We start from the raw sequence: 24,333 nt of genomic DNA on the forward strand, positions 1-24,333 counted from the left end.
GGAAGTGAATGCCGGACGAGCGTCGGTCCTACGCGGATGACTCCAAGGTGCGGCGCCTGGACTCGCGGCGCCGCGACCCCCGTCCCCCTTCTCAACCTAAACTTCCTGCTCTAACTTCCTTCAACCCGCGTTCCGACGCAGCAGGAACACGCCGGCACCGTCGTGACCCGTCTCCCATGGACGGGAAATCGTTTGGGCCTCGAGCGTCCACTGACGGTGACGGGAGGTGACGAACTCGCGCACGACGTGCTCGTTCTCCTCCTGGTCGAGGCTGCAGGTCGAATACACGAGCCGTCCGCCGGGCGTCACGAGCCGCGCCGCCGCATTGAGCAGCGCGAGTTGCTGGCGCGGGTGCTTCTTGAAATCGTCCGGCTGCAGCCGCCATTTCACGTCGACGCGATGGCGCATGACGCCGGTGTTCGAACACGGCACATCGAGCAGCACCGCCCGGAAACTCGCCGGCAATTCGTGTTCCTTGAGGAGCTCCGCGGGATTTTCGCGGAGATCTCCCTGCACGAGGGCGACGCCGACGGTCGGGGGCACGCGCGCGAGATTTTCCTTCAGCCGGTCGATACGTGGTCCCGGCAGATCCATCGCGATCACTTTTCCCCGGCGCATCGTATCGGCGATCAAAAGACTCTTGCCGCCCGGCGCCGCGCAGCCATCGAGCACGATCTCGGTTTCCTGCGGCGCGAGCAGCTCGACCGCGAGACGCGTCGCGGGATCCTGCAGATAGATCCGCCCCGATTTCAGCAGCGGCTCCACCTCGCTCCATCGGCCCGCCGGGATCTCGTAAAATCCGGGCCATGTGGTGGGCTTGAACCAGTCCGGCGGCGCTTCGCCTTCCGGACCGCGCCAACGCGCGTAGACGGGCGCGGGTTGCTGATTCCATTCGAGCAGTTGGCGCGTGCCTTCGGCACCGAACTGGGCCCGCCAGCTCCGCACCAGCCACAACGGATGCGAGAAATACTCCGCCAGCGTCTCGGCGGGCGCGAGTTTCGGCGGCGGTGGCACGTCGAGGCTCGCGGCGAGCTTGCGCACGACGGCATTGACCAGCCGCGCCTCCGCGGGACTTGCGAGCCGCTTCGTCTGCTCGACGGCGTGATGCACGATCTTGGCAACGAGCCCCTCCTCCGCCGGCCGCCCCTGAGCTTCGATCAACTCGAAACCCGCGAGAAACAAGACCGCACGCGTCGCGAAACGCGGCGGATGCGCGACCAGGCGGCCCAGCGCCGCTTCGAGCCGCCCGAAGTGACGCACCACACCGAACACCAGGTGCTGGCAGCGCGCACGCTCCGCCCCGGAAAGCGACCCGCCGAGCGTCTCGAGCAGCTCGTCCACGCGCTCGCGTCGGTCGAGCCAGCGCGCGATCAAACGCGCCGCGGAACTCCACGCATCGGGACGTCTCGGATCAGTTGCTACGCTCATGGCCGGATTGGACACTCTGTTTGACAAGGGGGAACATTCTCCGCTCAACTCTCCCGTTCAGGCCATCACTTTCGCAATTATGAATTCCGAAGCCGTTTCCGCGCTCATTGCCAAGAACCCGCCGCTCAAAGCGGCCAAAGCCAAACTCGAAGCCATGGAGCCGGGCGCTTATGTGATTCACCGCAGCTGGGGATTCGGTCAGATCAAGAATTACGACGAGTCGGCGCAGCGGCTGATCATCGATTTTGCGGACAAGAAAGGGCATCCGATGGACCCGGCGTTCTGCGTCAACACGATGGACGTGCTTCCGCCGAAACACCTTCTCGTGCGCAAGGAAACGGAACCGGACAAGATCAGCCAGCTGATCGCCGAGAACCCGCCGCAACTCGTCGTCGAAGCCCTCGAATCCTATCCCAACCACGCCACGACCGCGATCGATCTCGAGATCACCCTCTCCCAAGTGGTGGGCGAAGATAAGTTCAAGAAATGGTGGGCGGCCGCGAAGAAGACCGTCGCGAAGGATCCGCGCATCCAGGTGCCCGAAAAGAAGACCGAGTGCTATGTCCTGCGCGAAACTCCGGTCTCGGCGGAGGACGAGATCCTGGAGCAGTTCAACGGCACCCGTTCCGCCCGCCGCCGCATCGCCCTCGCGGAGGAACTGGTCGCCGCGATCGGCAAGAAAGAGGTCACCACCGATCTCTCCACGATCCTTTCGGGGATCGCCGAAGGCGTCAAAACCAGCAACCAGCTCGATGCCGCCGAACGCCTTTACGGCGCCTACATCCGCGATGAGCTGGCGCAACGCCTCGGCGTCGATCCCGCCACCTTCGAACCGCAGCAGTCCGCCCTCGTCGCCAATTCCCGCGATCTGTCGGCGATGGCGGAAAAGATTCCCGTTCATTTCCAGCCGCAGTTTCTCGAGCTGATCAACGCCACCCATCCGATCGAGAGCCGCGACATCCTGTTCTCGCTGCTCAAGACCTCGCAGGGCAAGTTCACCACCGAGTGCATCAACTTCCTCGTCGAGCAGGGCCACGCCGAGGAGCTCGCCGCCACGCTCAAGCGCTGGCAGACCGAGCAAAACCTCCGCGCGCCGGTTCTCCTCTGGATCGTCAAGAACCGCCACTCGAAGAAATTCGCCAAGCTGCTCAACGACCTCATCACCCCGCGGCTCCTCGGCGCGATCTTCTTCGCGATCGATTACGAAGCACTGCAGGCCGCCAGCGCCCGCCGCATCCCGCTCGCGGACGTGTTGAGCGAGGATCCGGACCTGATCGCCGACCTGCTCTCCACCGCCGATCCCGAGACTGCCCGCGATCTCGCGAACACGCTGATGCTGAATCAGGGCTTCGAGGAGCTGACGAAAAAATCCCTCCTCGCCCGCTTCATCAAAATTTTCCCGAAGATCCAGTCGCTCGTCGCTTCCGAAGCCGAATCGAAGGAGGAGCAGCTGCTGGTCTCGAAATCATCCTTCGAGCGCAAGCGCGAGGAATACGAGACCATCGTGTCAAAAAAGATTCCGGAAAACTCCCGCGCCATCGCCGTCGCCCGCGAGCACGGCGACCTGAAGGAAAACTCCGAATACAAGATGGCCAAGCAGGACCAGCAGGTCCTCATGGCCCAGAAGACACAACTCGAGCGCGACCTCGGCCGCGCCCGGGTGACGACCTTCAGCGAGGCGACCACCGATCAGGTGAGCGTCGGCTCGATCGTCGACGTGAAGAGTCACGCCAACGGCAATGTCACCCGCTACACCGTCCTCGGCGCTTGGGACAGCGATCCCGACAACCACGTCATTTCCTACAAAACCCCCTTCGGCGCCGCCCTGCTCGGCAAGAAGGTCGGCGAATCCGTCAAGGTGAAGACCGGCACCTCCGAGGAAGACTACGAGATCGTCGGTATCGCGCGCTACGTCGACGCCGCCGCGAGCTAACCGCGGCATTGCCGCAAAAAATCAGCGCCGCCTTTCGGGCGGCGCTTTTTTTGCGCCCGCCAGCCGCAGGGCCGGCGAGAATCAGACAACGGCCGGAGCTGTTATTCGAACGTCGACGCAAACCACTTCTGGTAATAGTCGCCGAGCACCGGAACGGGCTTCATCTTGCCGCCGGCGGCGTTGATCAGACCGATCAGCCACAGCACGAACATGCCGAGCCAGACGATCGGAATGAGGATCCATCCGATCACCGGGATGAACGCGAGGATCATGTTCACGATCCACAGACCGATGAACGTGATCATCAGACCGAGCGACTGGCGCAGGTGATAGGCACCGAGCTTGGTCTTCTTGTTGCCATGCAGAACGACGGCGACGATGAAACCGATCAGCGTGAGGTAACTCACAATGGCGACCGTCTTGTCTTCCGAAACCACCACCTCCGTGGTGGTGGCAGCGGCGGGGACGGGATCGGGAATCGGGGCGGGAGGGGTATCCATGATAACTGGGTTGGGAGTTGAGGTTTGAACACAGATCTCTAGCGAGCCGATCCTGCCAAAACCTCCCCCGCCGTCAATTCGCGCGGCTGCCCCTTCGCCGCGTCGCGTCCGGTTGCGGCGTCAGGCATTGCCCGAGGCTCCGTCGCCATTGCCCTGCCCGGGCCGACGCCTCATACTGTCCGGCCATGGATACACCTCCGCCCGTCGTTCCTCCACCCGTGACGCTCACGCCGGCCGAGGCGCAGATTCGCACCTGGTCGATGCTCGCGCACCTCTCCGCCCTGGGCGGTTTCCTCATTCCATTCGGCAACATCCTCGGCCCGATCATCGTCTGGCAGGTCAAGAAACACGAGATGCCCACGGTCGTGGAGCACGCCAAGGCGGTGCTGAATTTCCAGCTCTCGTGCCTCCTCTATCTCATCGTATCCGCGCTTCTGATTCTCGTCGTCATCGGCATTCCGCTGATGGTGATCATCGGTCTCGGCAACCTGATCTGCGTGATCATCGGCGCGCTGAAGGCCAACGATGCGAAACCGTGGTCGTATCCGCTCACGATTCGTTTCATCAGCTGACGCCCCGCCCGCGGCCGTCCCGCCTGCGCCCTTGCCAGGGTCCGGCCGCGCTCCAGCATCGCTGCGCGTGAACGCCTCCTGGGACATCCTCAAGACCCTCTCCGATCCCACCCGCCTCCGCCTGCTCGCCCTGCTTTCGCGCGAGGAACTGTCGGTCGCCGAGCTCCAGGAAATCCTCGGCATGGGCCAGTCCCGCGTCTCCTCCCAACTCGCACAGCTGCGACAGGTGGATCTCGTGACCGACCGCCGCGACGGCAAAAAGGCGTTCTACTCGCTGCGTCCGAATCTCCCCCCGAAAACCCTCGCGTTGCTCCAGGCGTCCGTGGACTCCGTCGCCGAGCTGCCCGTCGTCATCGAGGATCGCGACAACCTCGATCGCATCCTGCAGAAGCGCCGCCGCACGCAGGAACATTATTTCAACACGATCGCCGGCCGGCTCGGGAAAAACTACTGCCCCGGCCGCTCCTGGGAAGCGATCGGTCATCTCGCGCTGCGGCTCACGCCGGCGATCGACATCGCGGATCTCGGCGCCGGCGAAGGTCTGATTTCTCAACTCCTCGCCCAACGCGCCCGGCAGGTCTGGTGCATCGACAACTCGCCACGCATGGTCGAGGTCGGGACGGAGCTCGCGCAGAAAAACGGCCTCGCCAACCTTGCCTATAAACTTGGCGATCTCGAAAACGTGCCGCTCCCCGATCGCTCGGTCGATCTCGCGATTCTCAGCCAGGCCCTGCATCACGCGCAGCATCCGCAGACCGCGGTCGAGGAAGCATATCGCATTCTCCGTCCCGGCGGCCAGGTGCTCATCCTCGATCTCAACGAGCACGCCTTCGAAAAAGCCCGCGATCTCTACGCCGACGTCTGGCTCGGATTCAAGGAGGGCGCGCTCCACGGCTTTCTGAAAAAAGCCGGCTTCGCCCACGTCGAGGTCACCGCCGTCGCGAAGGAAACCGACGAGCCGTTTTTCGAAACGCTGCTCGCGAGCGGCACCAAACCCGGGCGCCCTTAGTCGAGATTGCGAAAGAAAGAAGCGGCCACGGATCGCACGGAAGACACGGAACGCGGAAATCTCGTCGTGCGCCGGGTCGCGCGCCGCGCTTCGGACTCACGAGACGGCTTCGCTGCAGTCGGTGTCTTTTGCGGCGCAAATCTGCCAGGCCTCAACTCGTCCGCACCCTTCGCGGTTCGCCTCAAATCGCGCGCGGTGACGACCGTCGGCGAAAAGAACAAGCGTGGCATTGACTCTCCTTTATCATATACCTGATTGGCACACGCCCCACCCCGAGGTCACGCCCATGATTCGATTCCGCGTTCGCTCCCTGCACTCCCGCCTCCGGTCGCGGCCTTCATGTTGCATCGGGTTGGTTTCGCTCCTGCTCGCCAGCGCCTGTTCCACGCCGGTTCCGCCGCCAAGGATCGACAACCTTCCCATGTATGGTCAGCCGGAAATTCCGCGGCCGACGCAACTGAAACAAGCCGACGAGGCGTTTGTCGTGAACGCCGCGAGCGAATTTGGAGGCGACCGCCGCCTCGCAGCCATCGCGTGGACCGATCAGGCCGATCGCTACTTCGCCGAAGGCAATCTCGATCTCGCCATGCGCCGTTACAACCAGGCGTGGCTGCTCGATCCGACCAATTATGAGGTATTCCTGGGCTTCGGTCGCGTGATGCTCGCCCAACAGCGCTACGACTCCGCTGTCGCTCAACTCCGGAGGTCGCTGCAGCTCTGCGACGAAGCCGCCGCGCTGCCCGCGATCCTGTCGGATCTCGGCGTCGCCTACAGCCGCCAGGCCGACGCCATCAAAGGCCTGCCGTCCACCCGCGCCGCCACCTTCGCCCTCGCCAACGAAAGCTTCGCCGGCAGCACCTCCAATGCGCCGGACAATCCCGAGACGTGGCGCCGCTGGGCACGCTCCCTCAGTGCGGAGGGCAAACCCGCCGACGCCGCGGAAAAGCTGCGACGCGCCGACGCCGCGGCCCGGGCGCGCTGATCTCCTTCGCGCGCCCGCTCCAACGGTCAGCCGCGCGGCGTGCGCCCGGTGCGGGCGAACCAGCCATCGGAACGCATCCGGTGCTCGTGCCGGTCGCACTCTGTCGTGTCGATGCGCAGCAGCGCATAAAGCGGACAGAAGCCGGCGATCGACGACAGGATCGGCACGAAGCCGATCAGCGCCCACCAGCTAAAATAGTGGTGGCCCACCAGGAGCGCCAGGCACCCGGCCACGAATCGCACCGCGCAATCATACGAACCTACGTTTGCTTTCATGGGAGGAATGGGAACAAGCCGACCCTACTCCTCCCCGGCGCCGCCCGCTGCGCACATCTTGGCCATTGCTCCGCAGCATCCGGACTCGCGCGCCCACCGGCGCCATTTCAGCGCGCCAACGGAGGATCCCGCCCGCCCGCGGCCGCGACGACCGTCGCTCTCAGCGGCGCGTTTCGCGCAACGCGTGAGCTTTCGATACTGCGACGTATTTTTCCGCCCAGCCCTTCAACGCCGACTGTTCCGCGGCGCTGAGCGCGCGCGTCACTTTTGCCGGCGCCCCGAGCACCATCGAACCGGGCGGGACGATCGTTCGCGGCGTAACCACCGCGCCGGCGCCGACGATGCTGCGCGCGCCGATCCGGGCGCCATCGAGCACCGTCGCGCCCATGCCGATGAGACATTCGTCCTCGATCGTGCACGCGTGGACGATCGCCGCGTGTCCGATCGTGCACCACGCGCCGATCACGGCGTCGAGATCGTCCGCCAGGTGCACCACCGCGTTGTCCTGGATGTTCGAACCTTCGCCGACCACGATCCGCGCGATGTCGCCGCGCAGCACCGCTCCGTAAAACACACTCGAGAGCGGTCCCAGCGTGACGTCGCCGATGACGGTGGCATTGGCCGCGATCCAGTTCGCGCGCGCGACGTCGGGCGATTTCGACAGGTGACGTTCCAGGCGTTCTTCGACAGTCATGCGCCCCAACTTCCGCCGGAACTTCGCGCGCCGCAAGCGGCGATCCTGTGCGCGTTTTGTCCAACGCTCCGCAGTTCGCGGCGCCGCGTCATTTGCCGCTCGCCGCGTATTCCGCGGTCGCCAAGCTCGCGCGGTCTTTTCTCGCATGGACACGTTGAACCACGTCGCGCGCGGCCTGCTCGGCATCGCGGTGTTTGTCGGGATTGCCGTCGCGTTGAGCGAAAATCGTCGCGCGATCCGCTGGCGGCTGGTCGCGGGCGGCATGGCGCTGCAAATCGTCTTCGCCGCGCTTGTGCTGTATTTTCCGCCGGCGCGGCTGGCCGTCGAGGCGATGGCGAACTTCTTTGTGAAGCTCCTCGGGTTCACCGGCGAAGGGACGAAGTTTCTTTTCGGTTCGCTCGTGGACCAGTCGAAACACGGCGTCGTTTTCGGGCTGTCGGTGCTGCCGTCGGTGATCTTTTTCTCCGCGCTGACGTCGATGCTCTACTACCTCGGCGTGCTGCAAAAAATCGTCTTCGCGTTCGCCTGGGTGATGTCGAAAACCATGCACCTGTCCGGCGCCGAAAGTCTCTCGGCCTCGGGCAACATCTTCGTCGGGCAAACCGAGGCGCCCTTGCTGATCAAGCCGTATCTCGCGGGCATGACGCGTTCCGAGATGCTCGCGGTGATGGTCGGCGGCATGGCGACGATCGCCGGCGGCGTGATGATCGCCTACATCAGCTTTCTCGGTGGCAACGATCCCGCGCAGCAACTCCTCTATGGGACGCACCTGATCACCGCCTCCGTGATCTCCGCGCCGGCGGCGTTGATGGTCTCCAAAATCCTGTTACCGCAAACCGAAGCCGTGCAGCGCGACCTCACGGTCGCGAAGGAAAAAGTGGGCGCCAATCTCCTCGACGCCATTTGCCTCGGCACGACCGACGGCCTGCGCCTCGCGGTGAACATCGGCGGCATGCTGATCGTGTTCACCGCTCTGGTCGCGCTGGCGAATTATATTCTCAGCGCGTGGATCGGCGGGCCGACGGGTTTGAACGCCTGGGTCGCGTCCGCCACCGACGGCGCCTATCAAAGCTTCTCGCTCGAGTTCCTGCTCGGGATGCTGTTCTCGCCGATCGCGTGGCTCATGGGCATCGATCACGGCCAGCTCCTCGTTTCCGGTCAGCTGCTCGGCACGCGCACCGTGCTCAACGAGTTCATCTCCTACCTGCAGCTGGGCGAGATGAAGGCGGCGGGTGCCTTCACCGACGAACGCTCGCTCGTGATCCTCACGTATGCGCTTTGTGGATTCGCCAACTTCGTCTCGATCGGCATCCAGGTCGGCGGCATCGGCGCGCTCGCTCCCGCGCAACGTCCGACCCTCGCCAAACTCGGCCTCAAGGCGCTCATCGGCGGCAGCCTCGCCTGCTTCCTCACCGCCTGCGTCGCCGGCATGCTGACGTGAGGCGGAGGAGTGAAAGTGAAAGTGAGAGTGAAAGTGCTACTGAAAGTGGACTCGTGACGCAGCCAGAGAGAGCGCTCTTACGCGTTATCCACTTTCACTGTCACTCTCACTTTCACTTCTACTTCCGATACCACTCGCCGTCCTCGCGCTGCAACCACACGCCCGCGGCGCTGGCGGCGGCGATCTGCCGGGCGCGGGCGCGACCGACTTGATCGGCGCTCGATCCGGTCTGCTTCGCGATCGCGGCATAGACCGCTTCCCGGTCGCTGTTCTCCGCGGCGACGATCGTCGCGGCGTCGCCGCTCCCGCGGACTTCCACGTAGCCACGATTGTTTTCGCCGATCGCGCCACTCGCCTTGAGCTGGTCAATCTTGGAGAGGCGCTGGCTCATGCGCGATTTTACGGCGCCGAGGTCCTCGGCATAGGCGGACACCGCTCCCACCCCGAGCACGAACGCGAACGCCAGGGTCAAAACACGAAGGAAGGAAACGTTCATGATCATCAACGGGCTGAATTTTCGATCGTGGCGGACTTCTGGTCCAGGTCGCCGAAGAAGTCATCGAGCGCCTTGTCGACCTTGACGTTCACATCGACCACGGCGTGCACCTGCACGGGATCGAGTTTCACATGGATGCAGCCCGCCAACAGCAAAAGCGGGGCAAGAAGAAAGACGCGGCGCATGGGAAATGGGTGTCAGACTATCGGCTCGGAGACGCCGGCTGGCAACAGAAGTTTCGTCAACGCACGTCGACCGAAAACGCCTTGTTCAGGCCCAGCTTCAGCACCTGCGAAAGCGGCCCGGCGACGTTGATCTCGAAGGTCACCTCATCGATCAAGCTCCCGGGCTTCGCCGGCTGCGCGCGCAACCGCACGACGGCGGTGCGGCCGTTCGCATCGCCTTCAGGCGTGAGCTGCACGCTGAGCTTCGTGACTTGCAGCGCCACCCGGCCCAACTCGACCGCCTGCAGGTCGGCATAGGCCGGATTGACGGGTCGCGTCCAGCGCGCGAGCGGACCGAAGGATTTCGGCAAAAGGTCAATGCGCTCGCCGACGCGGTCCGTCAAAAATCCGGGCGCAGGCGCCAGCCGCAGAAACGCCGGCTCGCTTTCGCCCAGCACGAGATTGCCCGCTCCGAGCTGAAAACCCGCTGCCTCGCTCCACCCGATCTGCAGCGCGCCGTTCACGCGACCGCTCGATTCGGTCAACCCCGACGGCACCAGCGCCGCCACGTCCTGCAGCCCGACATCGGTGATGCGCAGGTGCAGATCGAGCGCCACCGGCGCAAGCTGGATCACTGCCGGATCCACCGACGCCGAACCACCGGCGATCTCGATTTGCGCCGTCTCCAGCGCAAACGTCCGGTCCGACCGGAGCACGCCGCGGATGAGCGCATTGCGCGCGCCAAAACGCTGCGAGACGACGGTGCGGATCGAAAACTCGGCCGGCGTCTCGCTGTGCGGAAACCCGCCCGGCGTCTCGAGCGCGAACGCCCCGCGCAACGAAACACCCTCCACGTGCCAGCCATCGGTTTCGCTTTGCACGCGACCGTCCGTCCATTCGAACGCGAATCTTCCCGTCGGCTGCCACGCGTGGAGGACGCCAGAGCCGGTCATCACGATTTTTCCCGTCGCCGTCACGGACTCGAACGCCGGTCCGAGCCCCGCGATCAGCGCGGGAAACCATGCGTCGGCGCCGAACTCCGCCGACGCAATTTTCCACCAGCCGTCGCCGTCCGCGTCGACGCCGATCTCGGCGCGCAGCGTCGTCCCCGGGCCCGCCAGAGAGAGCGTGGCGGTCCGCTCGCCGGACTCGACCGAACGCATCTGCATCGTCCAGTGCAGCGAAGGCGCCCGGGGGATTCTCGTCGCCTGCAGGTCGCCGGAAAAATCGCCGTCAAACGGCGGCAGCGGCGAGGGCTTGGCGACCGCGACCGCCGTGAACGCGACGGCCGCGAGCGTCGCGGTCAGCCTGCGTCGGCACGAAAACATGCAAGGGAAAGGAAGGCGCGACGCATGGCGGAAACGCAGCCCGAAGGCCGCGCGTTACGTTGCAGACGCGCCGCATCGACCGCAAGCCGCGGCCGGAGGCGCATTCACTTCACCCGCACGGCGGGCAGCTTCCAGATCTGCTCGGCGTATTCGCGAATCGTGCGGTCGCTCGAGAATTTCCCGACGCGCGCCGTGTTCAGGATGGCCTTGCGCGCCCAGCCCTTCCGGTCGCGAAACGCCTGATCGACGCGCGCCTGGCAGTCGCTGTAGGCCCGGAAATCCGCGAGCACCATGAACGGGTCGCGGCCATTGAGGAGGCTGTGGTGCACGAGGTGAAACGCGCCGTGCTCGCCCGGCGTGAAATAGTCGCTCCCGAGCCAGTCGACCACGGCCCGCAGCTCCTCGTCGCGCTGGTAGACGTCCCACGGATTATAGCCGCTGCTCAGCAGCGATTCGACCTCCGCGACCGTCATGCCGAAAATGAAGATGTTGTCGTCGCCGACCTCCTCCTTGATTTCGACATTGGCGCCGTCGAGCGTGCCGATCGTGAGCGAGCCGTTGAGCGCGAGTTTCATGTTGCCCGTGCCCGACGCCTCCTTGCCCGCCGTGGAAATCTGCTCCGACAGGTCCGAGGCCGGAATGATTTTTTCCGCGAGCGACACCCGATAATTCGGCAGGAAGGCGACCTTCAACCGATCCGCCACGCGCGGATCGGTGTTGATCTTCGCCCCGATCAGGTTGATCGCGCGGATGATGTTCTTGGCCAGATCGTAGCCCGGCGCCGCCTTGGCCGCGAAGACGAACACGCGCGGAACGATATCGAGCGACGGGTTCTGCAGCAGCCGGCGGTAAAGCGCGAGGATGTGCAGCAGATTCAGGTGCTGCCGCTTGTATTCGTGCAGGCGCTTGATCTGCACGTCGAACAGCGCGTCCGGCGACACCACGATGCCGCACTCGGCCTTGATGACGGCCGCGAGGTTGGCCTTGTTGGCGCGCTTGATCGCCATGAACTCGTCCTGGAACTCGGCGTCGTCGGCGAACTTCTCGAGTCCGCGCAACAGATCCAGGTTCCGTATCCACGCCTCGCTTTCGAGCGTGCGCGTGATCAGTCCGGCGAGGCTGGGGTTGCACTGCGCGAGCCAGCGGCGCGGCGTGATGCCGTTGGTCTTGTTCTGAAACTTGCCCGGAAACAGCGAATCGAATTCGGGGAACAGGTGCTTTTTCAGCAGCTCCGTGTGCAGCGCGGCCACGCCGTTGACGGCGTGCGAACCGACGACCGCGAGGTTCGCCATGCGGATCATCTTCGCGCCGTTTTCCTCGACCAGCGAGCAGGTGCGGAGCTTGTTGACGTCGCCCGGCCAGGTCGTCTCGACCAGCCGCAGCAGGCGCGTGTTGATGTCGTAAATGATCTGGAGATGGCGCGGGAGCACGCGCTCGAACAGCGCCACGCTCCAGCGCTCGAGCGCCTCGGGCAGCAAGGTGTGATTCGTGTAGCCGAACGTCCGGCCGACGATGTCCCACGCGGCGTCCCACTCCATCTGATGTTCGTCGAGCAGGATGCGCATCAGCTCGGCGACGGCGATCGCGGGATGCGTGTCGTTGAGCTGCACCGCGACCTTTTTCGGAAAGTTGGCCCAGGTGTTGAGCGGGCTCCGGAAATGCCGGCGCAGGATGTCGCGCAGCGAGCAGGCGACGAAGAAATACTGCTGCACGAGGCGCAGCTCCTTGCCGTTCTCCGTCTTATCGTTCGGGTAAAGCACCTTCGAGATGGTCTCGCCCATCGCCTTGTCGCGCACGGCCTCGACGTAGCCGCCGGAATTGAACGCCGCGAGGTCGAAGTCCTTCGAGGCCTTCGAGGCCCAGAGCCGCAGCAGGTTGACGGTTTTCGTGCCGTAGCCGGCGACCGGGATGTCGCGCGGCACACCGATGATCGTCTGCGTGCCGACCCAGCGCGGACGCGAGTTGCCGCGATCGTCGAAGACGTTTTCCACGCGTCCGTAGAGCTGGACCTCCTGCGTGTAGTCGGCGCGCACCACCTCCCACGGATCGCCGAACAGGCCCCAGGCGTCGGGATGTTCGACCTGGTGGCCGTTGACGAACTCCTGTTTGAAGAGCCCGAACTCGTAGTAGATTCCGTATCCAAGCGCTGGATAATCGAGCGTGGACAGCGAATCGAGGAAGCACGCGGCGAGGCGTCCGAGACCGCCGTTGCCCAGGCCCATGTCGACTTCCGCGGCGCGGACCGCGTCGAAATCGACGCCGAGCGAGGTCAGCGCCTGGCGCGCGACCTCCGTCAGATTCGTGGCGAGCAGGTTGCTCTCGAACAACCGGCCCATCAGATACTCCATCGAGAAATAATAAACGCGGCGGACGTTTTCGTTGTTATGCACCGCCTGCGTTTCGAGCATTCGCTCGTGAATCCGGTCGCGGGTCGCCAGGGCCGTGGCGATCCACCAGTCGCGGGCCGTCGCGGCCCCGGGATGTCGCGCCAGCGTCGAGATCAGATGCCGGAGAATCGAAGCGCGAAACGCCTCCTCGGGCGACTCGCCCGGGCAGGCTTCGAGTTTCGGAACAGAGGCAAATGAGGGCGCGGAAGAGGAATTAGCCATGGAAATTAATGAACGACCAAAACAAGAATTGTGCCATCGCCCGCCGCGCGCACGCCTATTTTCCCGCGGGGCGTTCGCCGCCGACGCTGATCCCGTTTATTTCTGAAAACGCCGCGCCAGCTCGGTGTGGTTCAACTCGATGTAAGTCGGTCGTCCACCCGGACTCGTGAGCGGTGTGCGGGTGGCGAAAAGTTGCGCCACGAGCGAGCGCATCTCTGTCTCGCTCTCGCCCGGCGGCAAACGCACCGCTTTCAGCGCCGACAGCCGCGCCAGTTCCTCGCGGGCCAGTTCCGGATTGGCATCGGGCCAGTGGCCGTCACGAAACGCGCCGAGCAGATCGCGCAGGAACGGTTCCGCGTCGGCCGGCTCCATCCACGCCGGCACGCCTTCGATCCGGAAAAAATTCCGTCCGAACTCCGCGATCTCGAAACCGTGCGCGTTGAGAAACAGCAGCCGGTCCAGCAGCAGCGCCGCTGCGATCGGGTCCAGCTCCAGCGGCACGGGCAACAGCAGCCGCTGGCTCGGCACCTCGCCCGCGCGAAACTGTTCCTGCAAACGCTCGAACCAGATCCGCTCGTGCGCGGCCCGCCGGTCGAGCAGGACCAAACCCGCGCTCGTCTCGAACAACGCGTAGCTGCCATGCGCCAATCCGACGAACCGCCAGGTTGGCGCCGCCACCGCCGCCGCCGCAGGCGGCGGGAGTTCCGGCTTCTGGGTTTCGAGTTTTGGGTTGGGAGCAGGGACCGGAGATCGGAATTCGGAGATCGGAGATCGCAGATCGGAGTTCGCAGATCGGAGTTCGGCGGGTGCCACGAGGACCGGCCGCGGGAAAGGAGACGCGAACCGGCCGTCGGTCGTTGGCGGAAATGGGGCGCTCAGTTTGTCCCGATCTCCGATCTCCGAACTCCGATCTCCGAGCGGAACGCTCCGGTCTCCGGTGCCGGCTCCGCCGCCGATTTCCCGCAGCCGCGACAACACCGCGCGGATCACGAACCCGCGCACCGCGGGCTCGCTGCGGAAACGCACTTCGCGTTTCGCCGGATGCACGTTCACATCCACCACCGCCGGATCGCATTCGAAAAACACAAACGCCAGCGGATAGCGTCCCTTCGGCAGCGAGTCGTGATAACTCTCGATCAGTGCGTAATTCAGCGTGCGGCTGTCCACCGGACGTTGGTTCACGAACACGATCATCTCATGACGCGTCCCGCGACCGATGCCGGGCCGTCCGATCAAGCCGTTCAACCGCATCCCGTTTTCCTCCGCGGCGAGCGGCACGAGCGACTCCGCGGTTTGCCGGCCGAAGATCTCGCTAATCCGCTCCGAGAGCGTGGCGCATTGCGGGGATCGAAAAATCACGCGACCGTCCTCGATGAGCGTGAACGCCGTCTGCGGACACGCGAGGGCGTAGAGCCGCACGCATTGCACGATGTGCGCGGCCTCGGTCTGATCGGTTTTGAGAAACTTGCGCCGTGCGGGCACCGAGTTGAACAGGTGCGTGACCTCGATCCGCGTGCCGACGGGCCGGCCGCATTCGCGCACGTGCACGAACTTCCCGCCATTGATCAGAATCTCGGTCCCGATATCCGTCCCGGTCTCGCGCGTCTGCAAATCGAAACGCGAAACACTGGCGATCGACGGCAGCGCCTCGCCGCGAAATCCATAGCTGACCAGCCGGTCGAGGTCGCCGGCCTCCGCGATCTTGCTCGTCGCGTGACGCTCGAGCGCGAGGAGCGCATCGTCGCGCGACATGCCGCCGCCGTTGTCCTCGACGCGCATGAGCGAACGTCCGCCGTGGCGGAACTCGACCTCGATCCGCGTCGCGCCCGCATCGAGCGCGTTTTCGACGAGTTCCTTGATGACGGCGGCCGGACGCTCGATGACTTCGCCGGCGGCGATCTGATTGGCGACTCGATCGGGAAGGATGCGGACCTTGGTCATTAACCCGCCAAGCAAATCCCGGATTCGCGCCAAAACGGAAGCGCAGAATTACCCCGGCGCCGTGTCGGAGAGGAAACCACGAAAGACACGAAACACACGAAAACCAAAGCAGACCTGCCCACGGAACACACGGAATACACAGAAATCAGATCCACCCGAAGCCGATCTCTTGTCTGAAGAGGCAGCCCAAAACTCCCGGCTGTTTTTCTTTCCGTGTATTCCGTGTGTTCCGTGGGCAGCTTGGCTCGGGTGGTGCAGGGTTTTCGTGTCTTTCGTGTTTTTCGTGGTTCCTCCCGCTCAGGACAACCTGCGGTATTTGCCCGGCGGAATCTTGAAACGGTGGCCCGAATCGAAGTCCGTGAAAATGTGCCACTGTGGATCGTGCACGTCGTGCACCGCGACTTCGAGTTTGTGTCCCGGTTCGTAGCTATACCCTTCCATCGCGAGCGCGTGGTCCTCGTGCAGGATCGCCTCGCCGAGTTCGCCGCTGTGCGGCTCGGTGATTTCGATTTTCCAGGTTGTGGTTGTCATGGCTGAGAAATTGAACCGTCCGACGCGCGCTGCAGTCGTCCTCACTTCCCGCCGTTGGCGCCGTTTTCCCGGCGGGCTTTCGCCTCCGCGAGAATCTTCGCCTCCTGCTCCGGCGGCACTTCGGCGTAGTGACTGAACTCCTCCTCGTGACGGCCGCGGCCGCTGGTCAGCGAGCGCAGCGTCGTGCTGTAGCGGTGCAGCTCCTTCTGCGGGACGTGGGCATGGACGATCTGGAAATGCCCGTCGCTGTCCACGCCGAGGATCTGGCCGCGTCGTGACGAGAGATCGCCCATCACCGCACCGATGTAGTCCTCCGGCACGGTGAGATTCACCTTGTAGATCGGTTCGAGCAAACACGGCGCGGCCGACAGGAACGCTTCCTTGAACGCGTGATAACCCGCGACCTGGAACGCGATGTCCTTCGAGTCGACGGGGTGCATCTTGCCGTCGTAGAAATCCGCCTTCACGTCCGTCACGCGGAAGCCCGCACGCACACCCTCGGTACACGCGGTGCGCAGGCCTTTTTCCACCGAGGGCACGAACACGCGGTCGACGTTGGTGCCGACGAGTGACTGCGTGAACACCACACCGGTGTCGCGCGGCGCGGGTTCGATCCGCAACCACACCTCGGCAAACTGCCCGGCGCCGCCGGTCTGTTTCTTGTGCCGGTATTTCGATTCGCCCTTCGTCCGGATCGTTTCGCGATACGGGATTCCGGGCTCGGTCAACTCGACGCTCACGCCGAAGCGCCGCAGCAGCCGCTCGACGATCACCTGCAGGTGAATCTCGCCCTGGCCCGACACGATCGTCTGGTGCAGTTCGTCGACGACGCGATACTGAAAGGACGGATCCTCGGCGTGCAGGGTGGCGAGACCGACGGCGAGTTTATCCTCGTCGCCCTTGGTGCGCAGCTTGAGCGCGCCGTGGATGTTGGGCCGCGGAAGTTCCGCGCGCGGGAGCGTCACCACGAAACGCGGACTGCACAAGGTGTCGTCGGTGCGGGTGTCGCGCAGCTTCACCACCGCGCCGAGATCGCCCGCGCGGAGTTGCGGCACCGGCACGCGATCGTGGCCGTTGAGCACGTAGAGTTGTCCCAGTCGTTCGGTGACCTGCCGGCTCGCATTAAAAAGTTCGGCACCGCTTGTGACGGTGCCGGAATAAACGCGAAAGAGAGAGAGCTCGCCGACTCCCGGTTCGTTCATCGTCTTGAAGACGTAGACGACCGGTTCGGCGTGCGAGAGGGGCACAGGCACGTGGGCGCCTTTCGCATCGAGCGCATCGACCTCCGAACGATCGAGCGGAGACGAGCCGTATTTCGCGATGAAGTCCATCAGCCGTGCCACGCCGACATTCGTCTCGGCCGACACCGCAAAGAGCGGAATGAAAACCTGATTCTGGATCGCCCGGTGCAGGCCCGCGCGCAGTTCGCTCTCGGCGAGGACGCCTTGTTCGAAGAACCGCTCCATCAGCGCGTCGTCGGATTCCGCGACGTATTCGATCAATTCCTTGTGCAGCGCGTGCACGCGTTCCGCGAGCTCGCCCTCGGCGGGCTCCTCGGTGTAGGCGCCGTTGCCGCCGGGCTTGTAGGTCACGACCTCGCTGCGCAGGACATCGAGCACGCGGTTGAAGCCGGGACCGGCGTTGAGCGGAATCGTGAGCGGAAAAACCTTCCGGCCGAAATGACTGCGCGTGTCCTCAAGGATCTGCTCGAAGCTCGTGTTGGGCTTGTCGAGGGCGTTGACCGCGATCATGCGCGGCAGGCCGTGCAGCGTGGCGTTGTCCCACGCCGTGTCGGTGCCGACGCCGAGGCCGTGCGCGGCATTGATCACCACCAGCGCGAAGTCGCCGACCCGAAGCGCACTGTAGGTTTCGCTGATGAAGTCGGCGTAGCCCGGGCAATCGATGAGATTGAACTTCTTGTCCTGCCACTCCGTGTTGAGCAGCGATGCGTGGATCGAGATCTGATGTTGTTTCTCGCTCGCATGATAATCGGACACGGTGGTGCCGGCGGCGATGCTACCCATGCGGCCGATCCGGCCGGAACAGGCCAGCATCGCTTCACAGAGCAGGGTCTTGCCGGACGACGCGTGCCCGACGACGGCAAAGCTGCGGAGGTCGGCGGAGGCGTAGTCTTTCATGGTGAAAAAACTAGGGGGTAACGCGGGAATCCGCTCCGGAGCGGGGCCGGATTCGCGCCCAATATACCTAGTTTTTTCTCCCGCGCCTGCGCGTTGTTTGGAAAAGCCTCCGCAATGCTTGCGCAGCGGAGGCGCACCAGCGTCAGGCTCGGCCGCTTGCGACTCCGACCAGGCTAAAGCGCCGCCAGGAACTCCTCCGCCGACAGTCCTGCCTGCCGCAGGACCCCGGCCAAGGTTCCCACCTTTACCTCCCGGTGCAGCGGAACGACACAACCTGCGTTTCCACGCTTCAGGATCACGTGACTCCCCTTCTGCCGAATCTGCACAAAACCCAACCGGCCCAGCACGCGGATGATCTCCGCTCCCGAAAGATGGGGAAGCTTAGGCACGGGCCGGAACCTCGAACGTGGTCAAAAGCGAGGCCGCCGGCTTCGACAGCGGAAACTCTTCGAGATACAATTCCGTCGCCTCCCGAAGATTGGCGAGAGCTTCCTCGATCGTCTCGCCCTGGGTCGTGGTGCCGGTTTCGGGATTGAAAGCCACAAACCCGCCTTCCTCGGCGGGTGAAAGGACCGCACTCAAGATCATAGCCTTAACAATAAAGGCCGGCTTCCCACGGTCAACCGCCGTTCCTACGCCAGCACTTTCCGCCAGCGCTTGAACTGCTTTTCCACTTGCGCCGGGCCGGGCATGCCGGTGCCGGCGCGCTTGGCCAGCGCGCGCTTCAAATCGAACACCTCCACCCAGTCCGCGCCGAAAGCCGGGTTGATTTTTTGCACCTCCTCTGTCGGCAGCTGGTTGAGCGCGACGGCGTTCTTTTCCGCCAGACGCACCACCGCGCCGACCGCGTGATGCGCATCGCGAAACGGCACGCCCTTCAACACGAGATAATCCGCGAGGTCCGTCGCCAGCAGCGCGGGATCCGCCACCGCCGCCGCACAACGCTCCGCATACACCGTCATGCCCGACAACGTCCCCGCGAGCACGTCCGCGCAGATCGCCGTCTGGTCGAAGCTGTCGAACACCGGCGGCTTGTCCTCCTGCAGGTCGCGGTTGTAGGTCAGCGGCAGGCCTTTCGCGAGCGTGAGCAAGGTGTGGAGGTTGCCCTGCAGCCGCGCCGATTTGCCGCGCAGGAGCTCGCAGGAATCCGGATTCTTCTTCTGCGGCATCAACGACGAGCCGGTGCAGAACGCGTCCGGCAGCTCGACGTATTTGAACTCCGAGCTGCTCCACAAAATCAGATCTTCGGCGATGCGCGACACGTGCACGCCGAACAGCGCACACGCACCGGCGAACTCGATGAACAGGTCGCGATCCGCGACGGTATCCATGGAGTTCTGCGTGACCTGCGGCCGGCCCTTCGCATCGACGAAGCCGAGCGCCTTCGCTGTGAACTCGCGGTCGATCGGCAGGGTCGTGCCCGCGATCGCGCCCGAACCGAGCGGACACCAGTTCGCGTGCGCCGCGACATCGCCGAAGCGGAGCCGGTCGCGCTCCAGCATCTCGAGCCACGCAAAAAGATGATGCGCGAGAAATACCGGCTGCGCGCGCTGCAGGTGGGTGTAGCCGGGGATCAACACGTCACGATTCGCCTCGGCCGCCGCGAGCAACACCCGTTCCGCGCCGCGGATCTTTTCCGCCAACACGCCGCACGCGTGCTTGAAGAACAGCCGCATATCCGTCGCGACCTGGTCGTTGCGGCTGCGCGCGGTGTGCAATCTCGCCGCCGCCGGCACGCGCTTCGTCAACGCCTGCTCGATGTTCATGTGCACGTCCTCGAGCTTCGTGTCCCACGTGAACTTGCCGGCTTCGATCTCCGCGAGGATCGCGTCCAGCCCCGCATGAATCGCGTCGCGCTCCTTCGCCGTGATCAGCCCGACATGCGCGAGCATGGCCGAGTGCGCCTTGCTGCCGGCGACGTCGAACGGCGCCAGCCGGCGGTCGAACGAAACCGACTCGCTGAACTGCAGCATCAATTCCGCCGGGCCCGCGCTGAAGCGGCCACCCCAGGTGACTTGCGAAGACTTTTTGGCCATGAGATTCGGCCACGAGATGACGGTCCGCCGCCCGACCGCGCAACGCGAAAAGCCGTCACCCCATCCGCCCCGCCGCTCCCTTGACCGTCCGCCGCCCGGCCGCAAAGTCCGCCGCATGCTTCGTCTTCGCGCGCTCCTGGTTTTGGCGGTGCTGTTTGCCTCCGCCGCGGCCAGCCTCGCGGAGGAGACCGACCTCGCGCGCTTCGACCGGGTCGACATCGCGTCGACGAAAACGTCGATCTACGTCGGGAGCGTGACGATGACGATGCCGACCTTTGTGCGAACCGACGGCGTTTACTCCGCCGGCTATCACGCGAAGGTGTTTCCCTATTTCTTCTACAACGAGAGCGGCACGCTCTTCGTCGAGATCTCCGACGAGCAGCTGCGCCAACTGGCGGCCGGTGCGCCGATCGAGTTTTCAGGCCATGGCGTGAGCGACGACGGCGACCGCCGTCACATCGAAGGCCGCGCCGTCCCGGCCGATGCCACGCACGGCCGGATCAAGGTCCGCGTCTTCGTCTCGAAGCGAATCCAGCTGATCTTCAACACCACCTACCGCTTCGCCGCGGCCGCACCGTACAACGCCGGCGCGCGGCCAGGCGCTCACTCCGCGGCCCAGTGAAACGTCACCGGCGCGTCGACGGCGGTGCTCAGGCTCTGATGCACCGGACAGCTGTGCGCGGTTTTCTCCATCAGCGTCGCGATCGGCGAGCTGCGCGGGATCGGCATCCACATCTGCGTCGCCAGCCGCGCGATCCGGCGCGGGGCGTCGGTCGACATCTCCTTCGTCACCTCGAAGCGAAACTTTCCGAGCTCGACACCGTTCTTGCGGGCGACGATCGCCATCGTCGTCGCGATGCAGGTCGCAAACGACGTCGCGAACAGATCCGTGGGCGAAAACGCCTCGCCGCGGCCCATGTTGTCCTTCGGGGCGTCGGTGATCAGTTGCTGGCCGGACGGGCCGTGAATCGCGATGCAGTGAAGATCGCCTTGATATTCGCCGGTGATTTTGACCATGGCGGCAGCGTTGGCCATCCCGTGCCGCTGGCAACCGGTTTTGAATCCCACCGCCGCGCTTATCCTGTCATGATCCGCGGATACAACGCCCGGAGCCGCACCCTACAACGCCGACGCCGCCCACGGCGGAACCGGAATCTCGCGTTCGCGCGCGAGATCGGTCAGCAGATTCTGCAGCCACTCGCGATTCGACGAACACGCGCCGACGCGCAGGTAAGTTTGACCTTCGCGTTGTTCGAGTTCGTAGCGCTCGATGCGGACGGTGATCGGCGTCGGCTCGCCGATGAGTTGACACACCACCTCGCCCGATTTGGTGCGCGAATCGAGTTTCAGGGACTTCACCTCGCCGTAGCGTGCGATGCGCTGGTTGATGAAGGTCTGGGCGGCCCGGCTCGTGAGGGCGTCTTTCGCGGCGGAAAACATCGTTCGACTAGAGACCGCCGCGCGCGATTCGGTTCCCGCACTTGCCGGGCGTGAACCGCACCGGCCCGGCGGTGTCGGTCTCCTTCCCCGCGCGCCCGCTTCCCTTTCGCATGAAACTGTCTCCCAATCATCTGAAACGCTACCGCGAGATCGCCCGCCTGTTGTGGAAATACGGCCGGTCCGATCTCGTGCAACAGATGGCGAAATCGGAAGACCTCGGCCCAACCGAGGGCCTGCCGGAGGGCGATGCCGCCGCCCCCGAACAATTCGCCGACGACCTCGAGTCCATGGGGCCGACGTATATAAAAATCGGCCAGGTGCTCGCCGGCCGGCCCGACCTCTTGCCCGAGGCCTATCTGCAGGCCCTCGAGCGTCTGCAGGATCGCGTCAAACCGTTCCCTTACGAGGAAGTTGAGCAGATCGTCGCATCAGAACTGGGCGTGCGCATCTCGAAGGCGTTTTCCCGCTTCGACCCTGAACCGATCGCCGCCGCGTCGCTCGGCCAGGTGCATTTCGCCGAGTTGCGCGACGGGCGGCCGGTGGTGGTGAAAGTGCAACGACCCGACATCCGCGCGCAGATCACCGAGGATTTCGAAGTTCTCGGTCAGATCGCCACCTTTCTCGACGAGCACACGACCGCCGGGAAACGCTTCCGCTTCGCCCTGGTCGTCGAGGAATTCCGCGTCTCGATCCAGCACGAGCTCAACTATCTTCACGAGGCGCAGAACCTCATCGCCGTCGGCAACAACCTCCGCGAGTTTCCGCTGATCCTGGTGCCGCAGCCGATCTCCGACTACTGCACGCGCAACCTGCTCACGATGGATTACGTGCGCGGCCAGAAGGTCACCTCGCTCAGTCCCCTCGCCCGGCTCGACATCAAGGGCGAGCCGCTGATCGAGGAGCTGTTCCGTTCGTATCTGAAGCAGGTCCTGGTCGATGGCCTGTTTCACGCCGATCCGCATCCGGGCAACGTCTTCATCACCGCCGACGGCCGGCTGGCGCTGCTCGATCTCGGCATGGTCGGCCACACGTCGCCCGCCATGCAGGAGAATCTGCTCAAGGTCCTCCTCGCACTCAGCGACGGCGACGGCGAGCAGGCCGCCGACATCGCGATCCGCGTCAGCGAGAAACTCGAGGATTTCGATCAGGCAACCTTCCGCCGGCTGGTCAGCCAGCTCGTCGCGCGTCGCCACGACCAGGGGCTCGAACAGATGAACGTCGGCAAATCGCTCCTGCGGCTCACGCAACACGCGCGCGATTGCGGACTGTTCGCGCCGAGCGAATTGACGCTGCTCGGCAAGACTCTCCTCCAGCTCGACGAGATCGGGCGCATCCTCGATCCGCAGTTCGATCCCAACGCCTCCATCCGGCGCAACGTCACCGAACTGATGTCGCGGCGTATCCGGCGCGACCTTACACAGGGCAACATGTTCAACTCGATCCTCGAGATGAAGGATTTCGTCGGCAGCCTGCCGGCGCGGTTGAACCGGATCATGGACGCGATCACCAACGCCGAACTCGAGGTGAAGGTGAAGGCGGTCGACGCCAACGTCGCGCTCGAGGGCATGCAGAAGATCGCCAACCGCATCACCGCCGGCGTCGTCCTCGCCGCGCTGATCATCGGCGCGTCATTGCTGATGCGCGTCGAAACGCGATTCCGGCTCTTCGGCTACCCGGGCCTCGCGATCCTGTTGTTCCTTGCTGCCGCGGCGGGCGCGTTCTACCTCGTCGGCAGCATCTTCATGCAGGACTACAAGAGCCGGAAGAAGTTGAAACGCTAACGCCCGCCCGAAGGGGCGCCCACCCACCACGGCGATGCCGCCGCGCGGAGAGATTCACCGGCCCGCGGTCGCGAAATGCGCGCGGACTTCCTCGGTATTTTGATTCACGAGATCCTTCGGCAGCGCGCGCTTGAGCCGGCGGCGCGTTTCCGGCGAGAGCTCATCGATCACCGCATTGAACAGCGACGGCGAGGCCGCGAGATCCCAGCTCGCCTGGGGACGGTTCTGCAGAAACGTATCCAGTTCGCTTGCGATCAGCGTTGTGATGCGTCGCTCCTCCTCGCGTTTCATCGGCAATCGTTCGTCGATCGACATCCCGCCAGGCCGACCTTTCGAGCCGGGGAAACGACCGGCCTGGTCGGTGGCGTTGTCCGTGTAGGGCGATCGTCCCTGCGGAAAATCCATCGCTTCGACGATCTCGAGTTTCGGCGTCGCCTGGCCGGGCTCCCGCGTTTCGGAATAAATCCGCAGATGCCCGCGATCGAGCGTGATGATGAAATGTTCGTTCATGGCGTGAGGGTTCAATCGAACGAGAGGGTCACGTTGATATTGCCGCGCGTGGCCCGCGAATACGGACAGGTCTGATGCGCGATGTTCATGATGTGTTTCGCATCCGGCGCCGAAACGCCCGGCATCGCCGCGCGCAGTTCGACGTTCAACCGGTAGCCGCCGCGGTTGTCCTCTTCGAGATGCGCGCGCGCCACGACCGTGAAGCCTTCGATCGGCAGATGCGCGGTGGTCGCCGCGTTCTTCAGCGCGCCCAGAAAACAGGAGCCGTAGGCGCCCGCAAAAAGATGCTCGGGCGTGACACTGCCCGGCTGCTCATCCGTCGAAAGTTTGACCGAGAATCCGCCATCCGGCGCCTCCACGGTTCCGTCCCTTCCTCCCTGTGCAATCACTTCGGCGATGTGGATGGTTTTCATCGCGGCCAATCTAGCCACAATAAGCGCAAAGGTAATCGGGACAACCTTGGGGCAGCGGATGGGTGATTTTCCGTGATTGCGGAGATCGTCCGCCACCGACCGCACTCGCGCG

General features: G+C 64.4%; 25 protein-coding genes. 7 read left to right on the forward strand and 18 right to left on the reverse strand.

Annotated features, from left to right (window positions below; genetic code table 11):
• Window positions 1-120 precede the first annotated feature (120 nt).
• A complete protein-coding gene (locus AC6RV7_RS00230) occupies window positions 121-1,428 on the reverse strand; it encodes an RsmB/NOP family class I SAM-dependent RNA methyltransferase (protein WP_500091870.1) in 1,308 nt (435 codons plus the stop codon).
• 79 nt (window positions 1,429-1,507) lie between these two features.
• Here AC6RV7_RS00230 and greA point away from each other — a divergent pair, with 79 nt between their 5' ends.
• Window positions 1,508-3,361, forward strand: coding sequence for a transcription elongation factor GreA (gene greA / locus AC6RV7_RS00235; protein ID WP_500091871.1), 1,854 nt, complete (start codon window positions 1,508-1,510; stop codon window positions 3,359-3,361).
• Window positions 3,362-3,462: 101 nt separating this feature from the next.
• Here the strand turns inward: greA and AC6RV7_RS00240 are convergent, their stop codons facing one another.
• Window positions 3,463-3,861, reverse strand: a complete 399-nt coding sequence (locus tag AC6RV7_RS00240) for a DUF4870 domain-containing protein (protein ID WP_500091872.1) — start codon at window positions 3,859-3,861, stop codon at window positions 3,463-3,465.
• A gap of 185 nt (window positions 3,862-4,046) precedes the next feature.
• On the opposite strand from AC6RV7_RS00240, the gene AC6RV7_RS00245 reads away from it, so the two are divergent.
• The 3 genes from AC6RV7_RS00245 to AC6RV7_RS00255 all read left to right on the forward strand — a co-directional run bounded on the left by AC6RV7_RS00245 (window position 4,047) and on the right by AC6RV7_RS00255 (window position 6,424).
• Window positions 4,047-4,433, forward strand: coding sequence for a DUF4870 domain-containing protein (locus AC6RV7_RS00245; RefSeq protein WP_500091873.1), 387 nt, complete (start codon window positions 4,047-4,049; stop codon window positions 4,431-4,433).
• Between the two features lie 67 nt (window positions 4,434-4,500).
• Window positions 4,501-5,442, forward strand: coding sequence for an ArsR/SmtB family transcription factor (locus tag AC6RV7_RS00250; protein WP_500091874.1), 942 nt, complete (start codon window positions 4,501-4,503; stop codon window positions 5,440-5,442).
• A 352-nt stretch (window positions 5,443-5,794) separates the two neighbouring features.
• A complete protein-coding gene (locus AC6RV7_RS00255) occupies window positions 5,795-6,424 on the forward strand; it encodes a tetratricopeptide repeat protein (RefSeq protein WP_500091875.1) in 630 nt (209 codons plus the stop codon).
• A gap of 26 nt (window positions 6,425-6,450) precedes the next feature.
• Here the strand turns inward: AC6RV7_RS00255 and AC6RV7_RS00260 are convergent, their stop codons facing one another.
• Window positions 6,451-6,699 (reverse strand): YgaP family membrane protein, encoded by a 249-nt coding sequence (locus AC6RV7_RS00260; RefSeq protein ID WP_500091876.1) that lies wholly within the window; start codon window positions 6,697-6,699, stop codon window positions 6,451-6,453.
• A gap of 160 nt (window positions 6,700-6,859) precedes the next feature.
• On the reverse strand, window positions 6,860-7,393 hold the full coding sequence (locus tag AC6RV7_RS00265) for a gamma carbonic anhydrase family protein (protein ID WP_500091877.1): 534 nt from the start codon (window positions 7,391-7,393) through the stop codon (window positions 6,860-6,862).
• 145 nt (window positions 7,394-7,538) lie between these two features.
• Between AC6RV7_RS00265 and AC6RV7_RS00270 the strand changes: the two genes are divergently transcribed.
• Window positions 7,539-8,834 (forward strand): NupC/NupG family nucleoside CNT transporter, encoded by a 1,296-nt coding sequence (locus AC6RV7_RS00270; RefSeq protein WP_500091878.1) that lies wholly within the window; start codon window positions 7,539-7,541, stop codon window positions 8,832-8,834.
• A gap of 118 nt (window positions 8,835-8,952) precedes the next feature.
• Here the strand turns inward: AC6RV7_RS00270 and AC6RV7_RS00275 are convergent, their stop codons facing one another.
• The 10 genes from AC6RV7_RS00275 to argH form a co-directional block, all read right to left on the reverse strand.
• Window positions 8,953-9,330 (reverse strand): YdbL family probable chaperone protein, encoded by a 378-nt coding sequence (locus AC6RV7_RS00275; protein WP_500091879.1) that lies wholly within the window; start codon window positions 9,328-9,330, stop codon window positions 8,953-8,955.
• Between the two features lie 5 nt (window positions 9,331-9,335).
• The gene (locus tag AC6RV7_RS00280; protein ID WP_500091880.1) at window positions 9,336-9,515 is read right to left on the reverse strand and encodes a hypothetical protein; all 180 of its coding nucleotides are present in this window, start codon (window positions 9,513-9,515) and stop codon (window positions 9,336-9,338) included.
• A 56-nt stretch (window positions 9,516-9,571) separates the two neighbouring features.
• Window positions 9,572-10,822: an intermembrane phospholipid transport YdbH family protein gene (locus AC6RV7_RS00285; RefSeq protein ID WP_500091881.1), complete on the reverse strand. Its 1,251-nt coding sequence runs from the start codon at window positions 10,820-10,822 to the stop codon at window positions 9,572-9,574.
• Window positions 10,823-10,926: 104 nt separating this feature from the next.
• Complete coding sequence (locus tag AC6RV7_RS00290) at window positions 10,927-13,431, reverse strand: glycogen/starch/alpha-glucan phosphorylase (RefSeq protein WP_500091882.1); 2,505 nt, start codon at window positions 13,429-13,431, stop codon at window positions 10,927-10,929.
• A gap of 96 nt (window positions 13,432-13,527) precedes the next feature.
• Complete coding sequence (gene mutL / locus AC6RV7_RS00295; RefSeq protein WP_500091883.1) at window positions 13,528-15,372, reverse strand: DNA mismatch repair endonuclease MutL; 1,845 nt, start codon at window positions 15,370-15,372, stop codon at window positions 13,528-13,530.
• Between the two features lie 297 nt (window positions 15,373-15,669).
• A complete protein-coding gene (locus AC6RV7_RS00300) occupies window positions 15,670-15,903 on the reverse strand; it encodes a hypothetical protein (RefSeq protein WP_500091884.1) in 234 nt (77 codons plus the stop codon).
• Between the two features lie 41 nt (window positions 15,904-15,944).
• Window positions 15,945-18,041, reverse strand: coding sequence for an elongation factor G (locus tag AC6RV7_RS00305; RefSeq protein WP_500091885.1), 2,097 nt, complete (start codon window positions 18,039-18,041; stop codon window positions 15,945-15,947).
• 173 nt (window positions 18,042-18,214) lie between these two features.
• Complete coding sequence (locus AC6RV7_RS00310) at window positions 18,215-18,430, reverse strand: type II toxin-antitoxin system HicA family toxin (protein ID WP_500091886.1); 216 nt, start codon at window positions 18,428-18,430, stop codon at window positions 18,215-18,217.
• The gene (locus AC6RV7_RS00315; protein ID WP_500091887.1) at window positions 18,423-18,629 is read right to left on the reverse strand and encodes a type II toxin-antitoxin system HicB family antitoxin; all 207 of its coding nucleotides are present in this window, start codon (window positions 18,627-18,629) and stop codon (window positions 18,423-18,425) included. The genes AC6RV7_RS00310 and AC6RV7_RS00315 overlap by 8 nt, the downstream gene beginning before the upstream one ends.
• 44 nt (window positions 18,630-18,673) lie before the next feature.
• Entirely contained in the window at window positions 18,674-20,077 is a 1,404-nt protein-coding gene (gene argH / locus AC6RV7_RS00320) for an argininosuccinate lyase (protein ID WP_500091888.1), read from the reverse strand.
• 115 nt (window positions 20,078-20,192) lie between these two features.
• On the opposite strand from argH, the gene AC6RV7_RS00325 reads away from it, so the two are divergent.
• A complete protein-coding gene (locus AC6RV7_RS00325) occupies window positions 20,193-20,699 on the forward strand; it encodes a hypothetical protein (protein WP_500091889.1) in 507 nt (168 codons plus the stop codon).
• On the opposite strand, the gene AC6RV7_RS00330 is transcribed toward AC6RV7_RS00325, so the two are convergent.
• Entirely contained in the window at window positions 20,681-21,094 is a 414-nt protein-coding gene (locus AC6RV7_RS00330) for an OsmC family protein (RefSeq protein ID WP_500091890.1), read from the reverse strand. The genes AC6RV7_RS00325 and AC6RV7_RS00330 overlap by 19 nt on opposite strands.
• 102 nt (window positions 21,095-21,196) lie before the next feature.
• Entirely contained in the window at window positions 21,197-21,517 is a 321-nt protein-coding gene (locus AC6RV7_RS00335; protein WP_500091891.1) for a hypothetical protein, read from the reverse strand.
• A gap of 110 nt (window positions 21,518-21,627) precedes the next feature.
• Here AC6RV7_RS00335 and AC6RV7_RS00340 point away from each other — a divergent pair, with 110 nt between their 5' ends.
• The gene (locus tag AC6RV7_RS00340; RefSeq protein ID WP_500091892.1) at window positions 21,628-23,298 is read left to right on the forward strand and encodes an ABC1 kinase family protein; all 1,671 of its coding nucleotides are present in this window, start codon (window positions 21,628-21,630) and stop codon (window positions 23,296-23,298) included.
• A 54-nt stretch (window positions 23,299-23,352) separates the two neighbouring features.
• Here AC6RV7_RS00340 and AC6RV7_RS00345 read toward each other — a convergent pair whose 3' ends face one another.
• Together AC6RV7_RS00345 and AC6RV7_RS00350 are read right to left on the reverse strand one after the other, a co-directional pair.
• Window positions 23,353-23,808, reverse strand: a complete 456-nt coding sequence (locus AC6RV7_RS00345; protein ID WP_500091893.1) for a host attachment protein — start codon at window positions 23,806-23,808, stop codon at window positions 23,353-23,355.
• 11 nt (window positions 23,809-23,819) lie between these two features.
• Window positions 23,820-24,317: an Ohr family peroxiredoxin gene (locus AC6RV7_RS00350; RefSeq protein ID WP_500091894.1), complete on the reverse strand. Its 498-nt coding sequence runs from the start codon at window positions 24,315-24,317 to the stop codon at window positions 23,820-23,822.
• Between the last annotated feature and the right edge of the window lie 16 nt (window positions 24,318-24,333).

It is taken from the genome of Opitutus sp. sgz309028 (genome assembly GCF_059821195.1).

Bases quoted from the DNA above. Each gene is read 5' to 3' on its own strand.
- mutL (WP_500091883.1), bottom strand. From the start codon at position 15,372: ATGACCAAGGTCCGCATCCTTCCCGATCGAGTCGCCAATCAGATCGCC.
- AC6RV7_RS00345 (WP_500091893.1), bottom strand. From the start codon at position 23,808: ATGAACGAACATTTCATCATCACGCTCGATCGCGGGCATCTGCGGATT.
- AC6RV7_RS00330 (WP_500091890.1), bottom strand. From the start codon at position 21,094: ATGGTCAAAATCACCGGCGAATATCAAGGCGATCTTCACTGCATCGCG.
- argH (WP_500091888.1), bottom strand. From the start codon at position 20,077: ATGGCCAAAAAGTCTTCGCAAGTCACCTGGGGTGGCCGCTTCAGCGCG.
- AC6RV7_RS00335 (WP_500091891.1), bottom strand. From the start codon at position 21,517: ATGTTTTCCGCCGCGAAAGACGCCCTCACGAGCCGGGCCGCCCAGACC.
- AC6RV7_RS00230 (WP_500091870.1), bottom strand. From the start codon at position 1,428: ATGAGCGTAGCAACTGATCCGAGACGTCCCGATGCGTGGAGTTCCGCG.
- greA (WP_500091871.1), top strand. From the start codon at position 1,508: ATGAATTCCGAAGCCGTTTCCGCGCTCATTGCCAAGAACCCGCCGCTC.
- AC6RV7_RS00340 (WP_500091892.1), top strand. From the start codon at position 21,628: ATGAAACTGTCTCCCAATCATCTGAAACGCTACCGCGAGATCGCCCGC.
- AC6RV7_RS00260 (WP_500091876.1), bottom strand. From the start codon at position 6,699: ATGAAAGCAAACGTAGGTTCGTATGATTGCGCGGTGCGATTCGTGGCC.
- AC6RV7_RS00275 (WP_500091879.1), bottom strand. From the start codon at position 9,330: ATGAACGTTTCCTTCCTTCGTGTTTTGACCCTGGCGTTCGCGTTCGTG.
- AC6RV7_RS00315 (WP_500091887.1), bottom strand. From the start codon at position 18,629: ATGATCTTGAGTGCGGTCCTTTCACCCGCCGAGGAAGGCGGGTTTGTG.
- AC6RV7_RS00280 (WP_500091880.1), bottom strand. From the start codon at position 9,515: ATGCGCCGCGTCTTTCTTCTTGCCCCGCTTTTGCTGTTGGCGGGCTGC.
- AC6RV7_RS00245 (WP_500091873.1), top strand. From the start codon at position 4,047: ATGGATACACCTCCGCCCGTCGTTCCTCCACCCGTGACGCTCACGCCG.
- AC6RV7_RS00270 (WP_500091878.1), top strand. From the start codon at position 7,539: ATGGACACGTTGAACCACGTCGCGCGCGGCCTGCTCGGCATCGCGGTG.
- AC6RV7_RS00265 (WP_500091877.1), bottom strand. From the start codon at position 7,393: ATGACTGTCGAAGAACGCCTGGAACGTCACCTGTCGAAATCGCCCGAC.
- AC6RV7_RS00285 (WP_500091881.1), bottom strand. From the start codon at position 10,822: ATGTTTTCGTGCCGACGCAGGCTGACCGCGACGCTCGCGGCCGTCGCG.
- AC6RV7_RS00300 (WP_500091884.1), bottom strand. From the start codon at position 15,903: ATGACAACCACAACCTGGAAAATCGAAATCACCGAGCCGCACAGCGGC.
- AC6RV7_RS00240 (WP_500091872.1), bottom strand. From the start codon at position 3,861: ATGGATACCCCTCCCGCCCCGATTCCCGATCCCGTCCCCGCCGCTGCC.
- AC6RV7_RS00325 (WP_500091889.1), top strand. From the start codon at position 20,193: ATGCTTCGTCTTCGCGCGCTCCTGGTTTTGGCGGTGCTGTTTGCCTCC.
- AC6RV7_RS00290 (WP_500091882.1), bottom strand. From the start codon at position 13,431: ATGGCTAATTCCTCTTCCGCGCCCTCATTTGCCTCTGTTCCGAAACTC.
- AC6RV7_RS00305 (WP_500091885.1), bottom strand. From the start codon at position 18,041: ATGAAAGACTACGCCTCCGCCGACCTCCGCAGCTTTGCCGTCGTCGGG.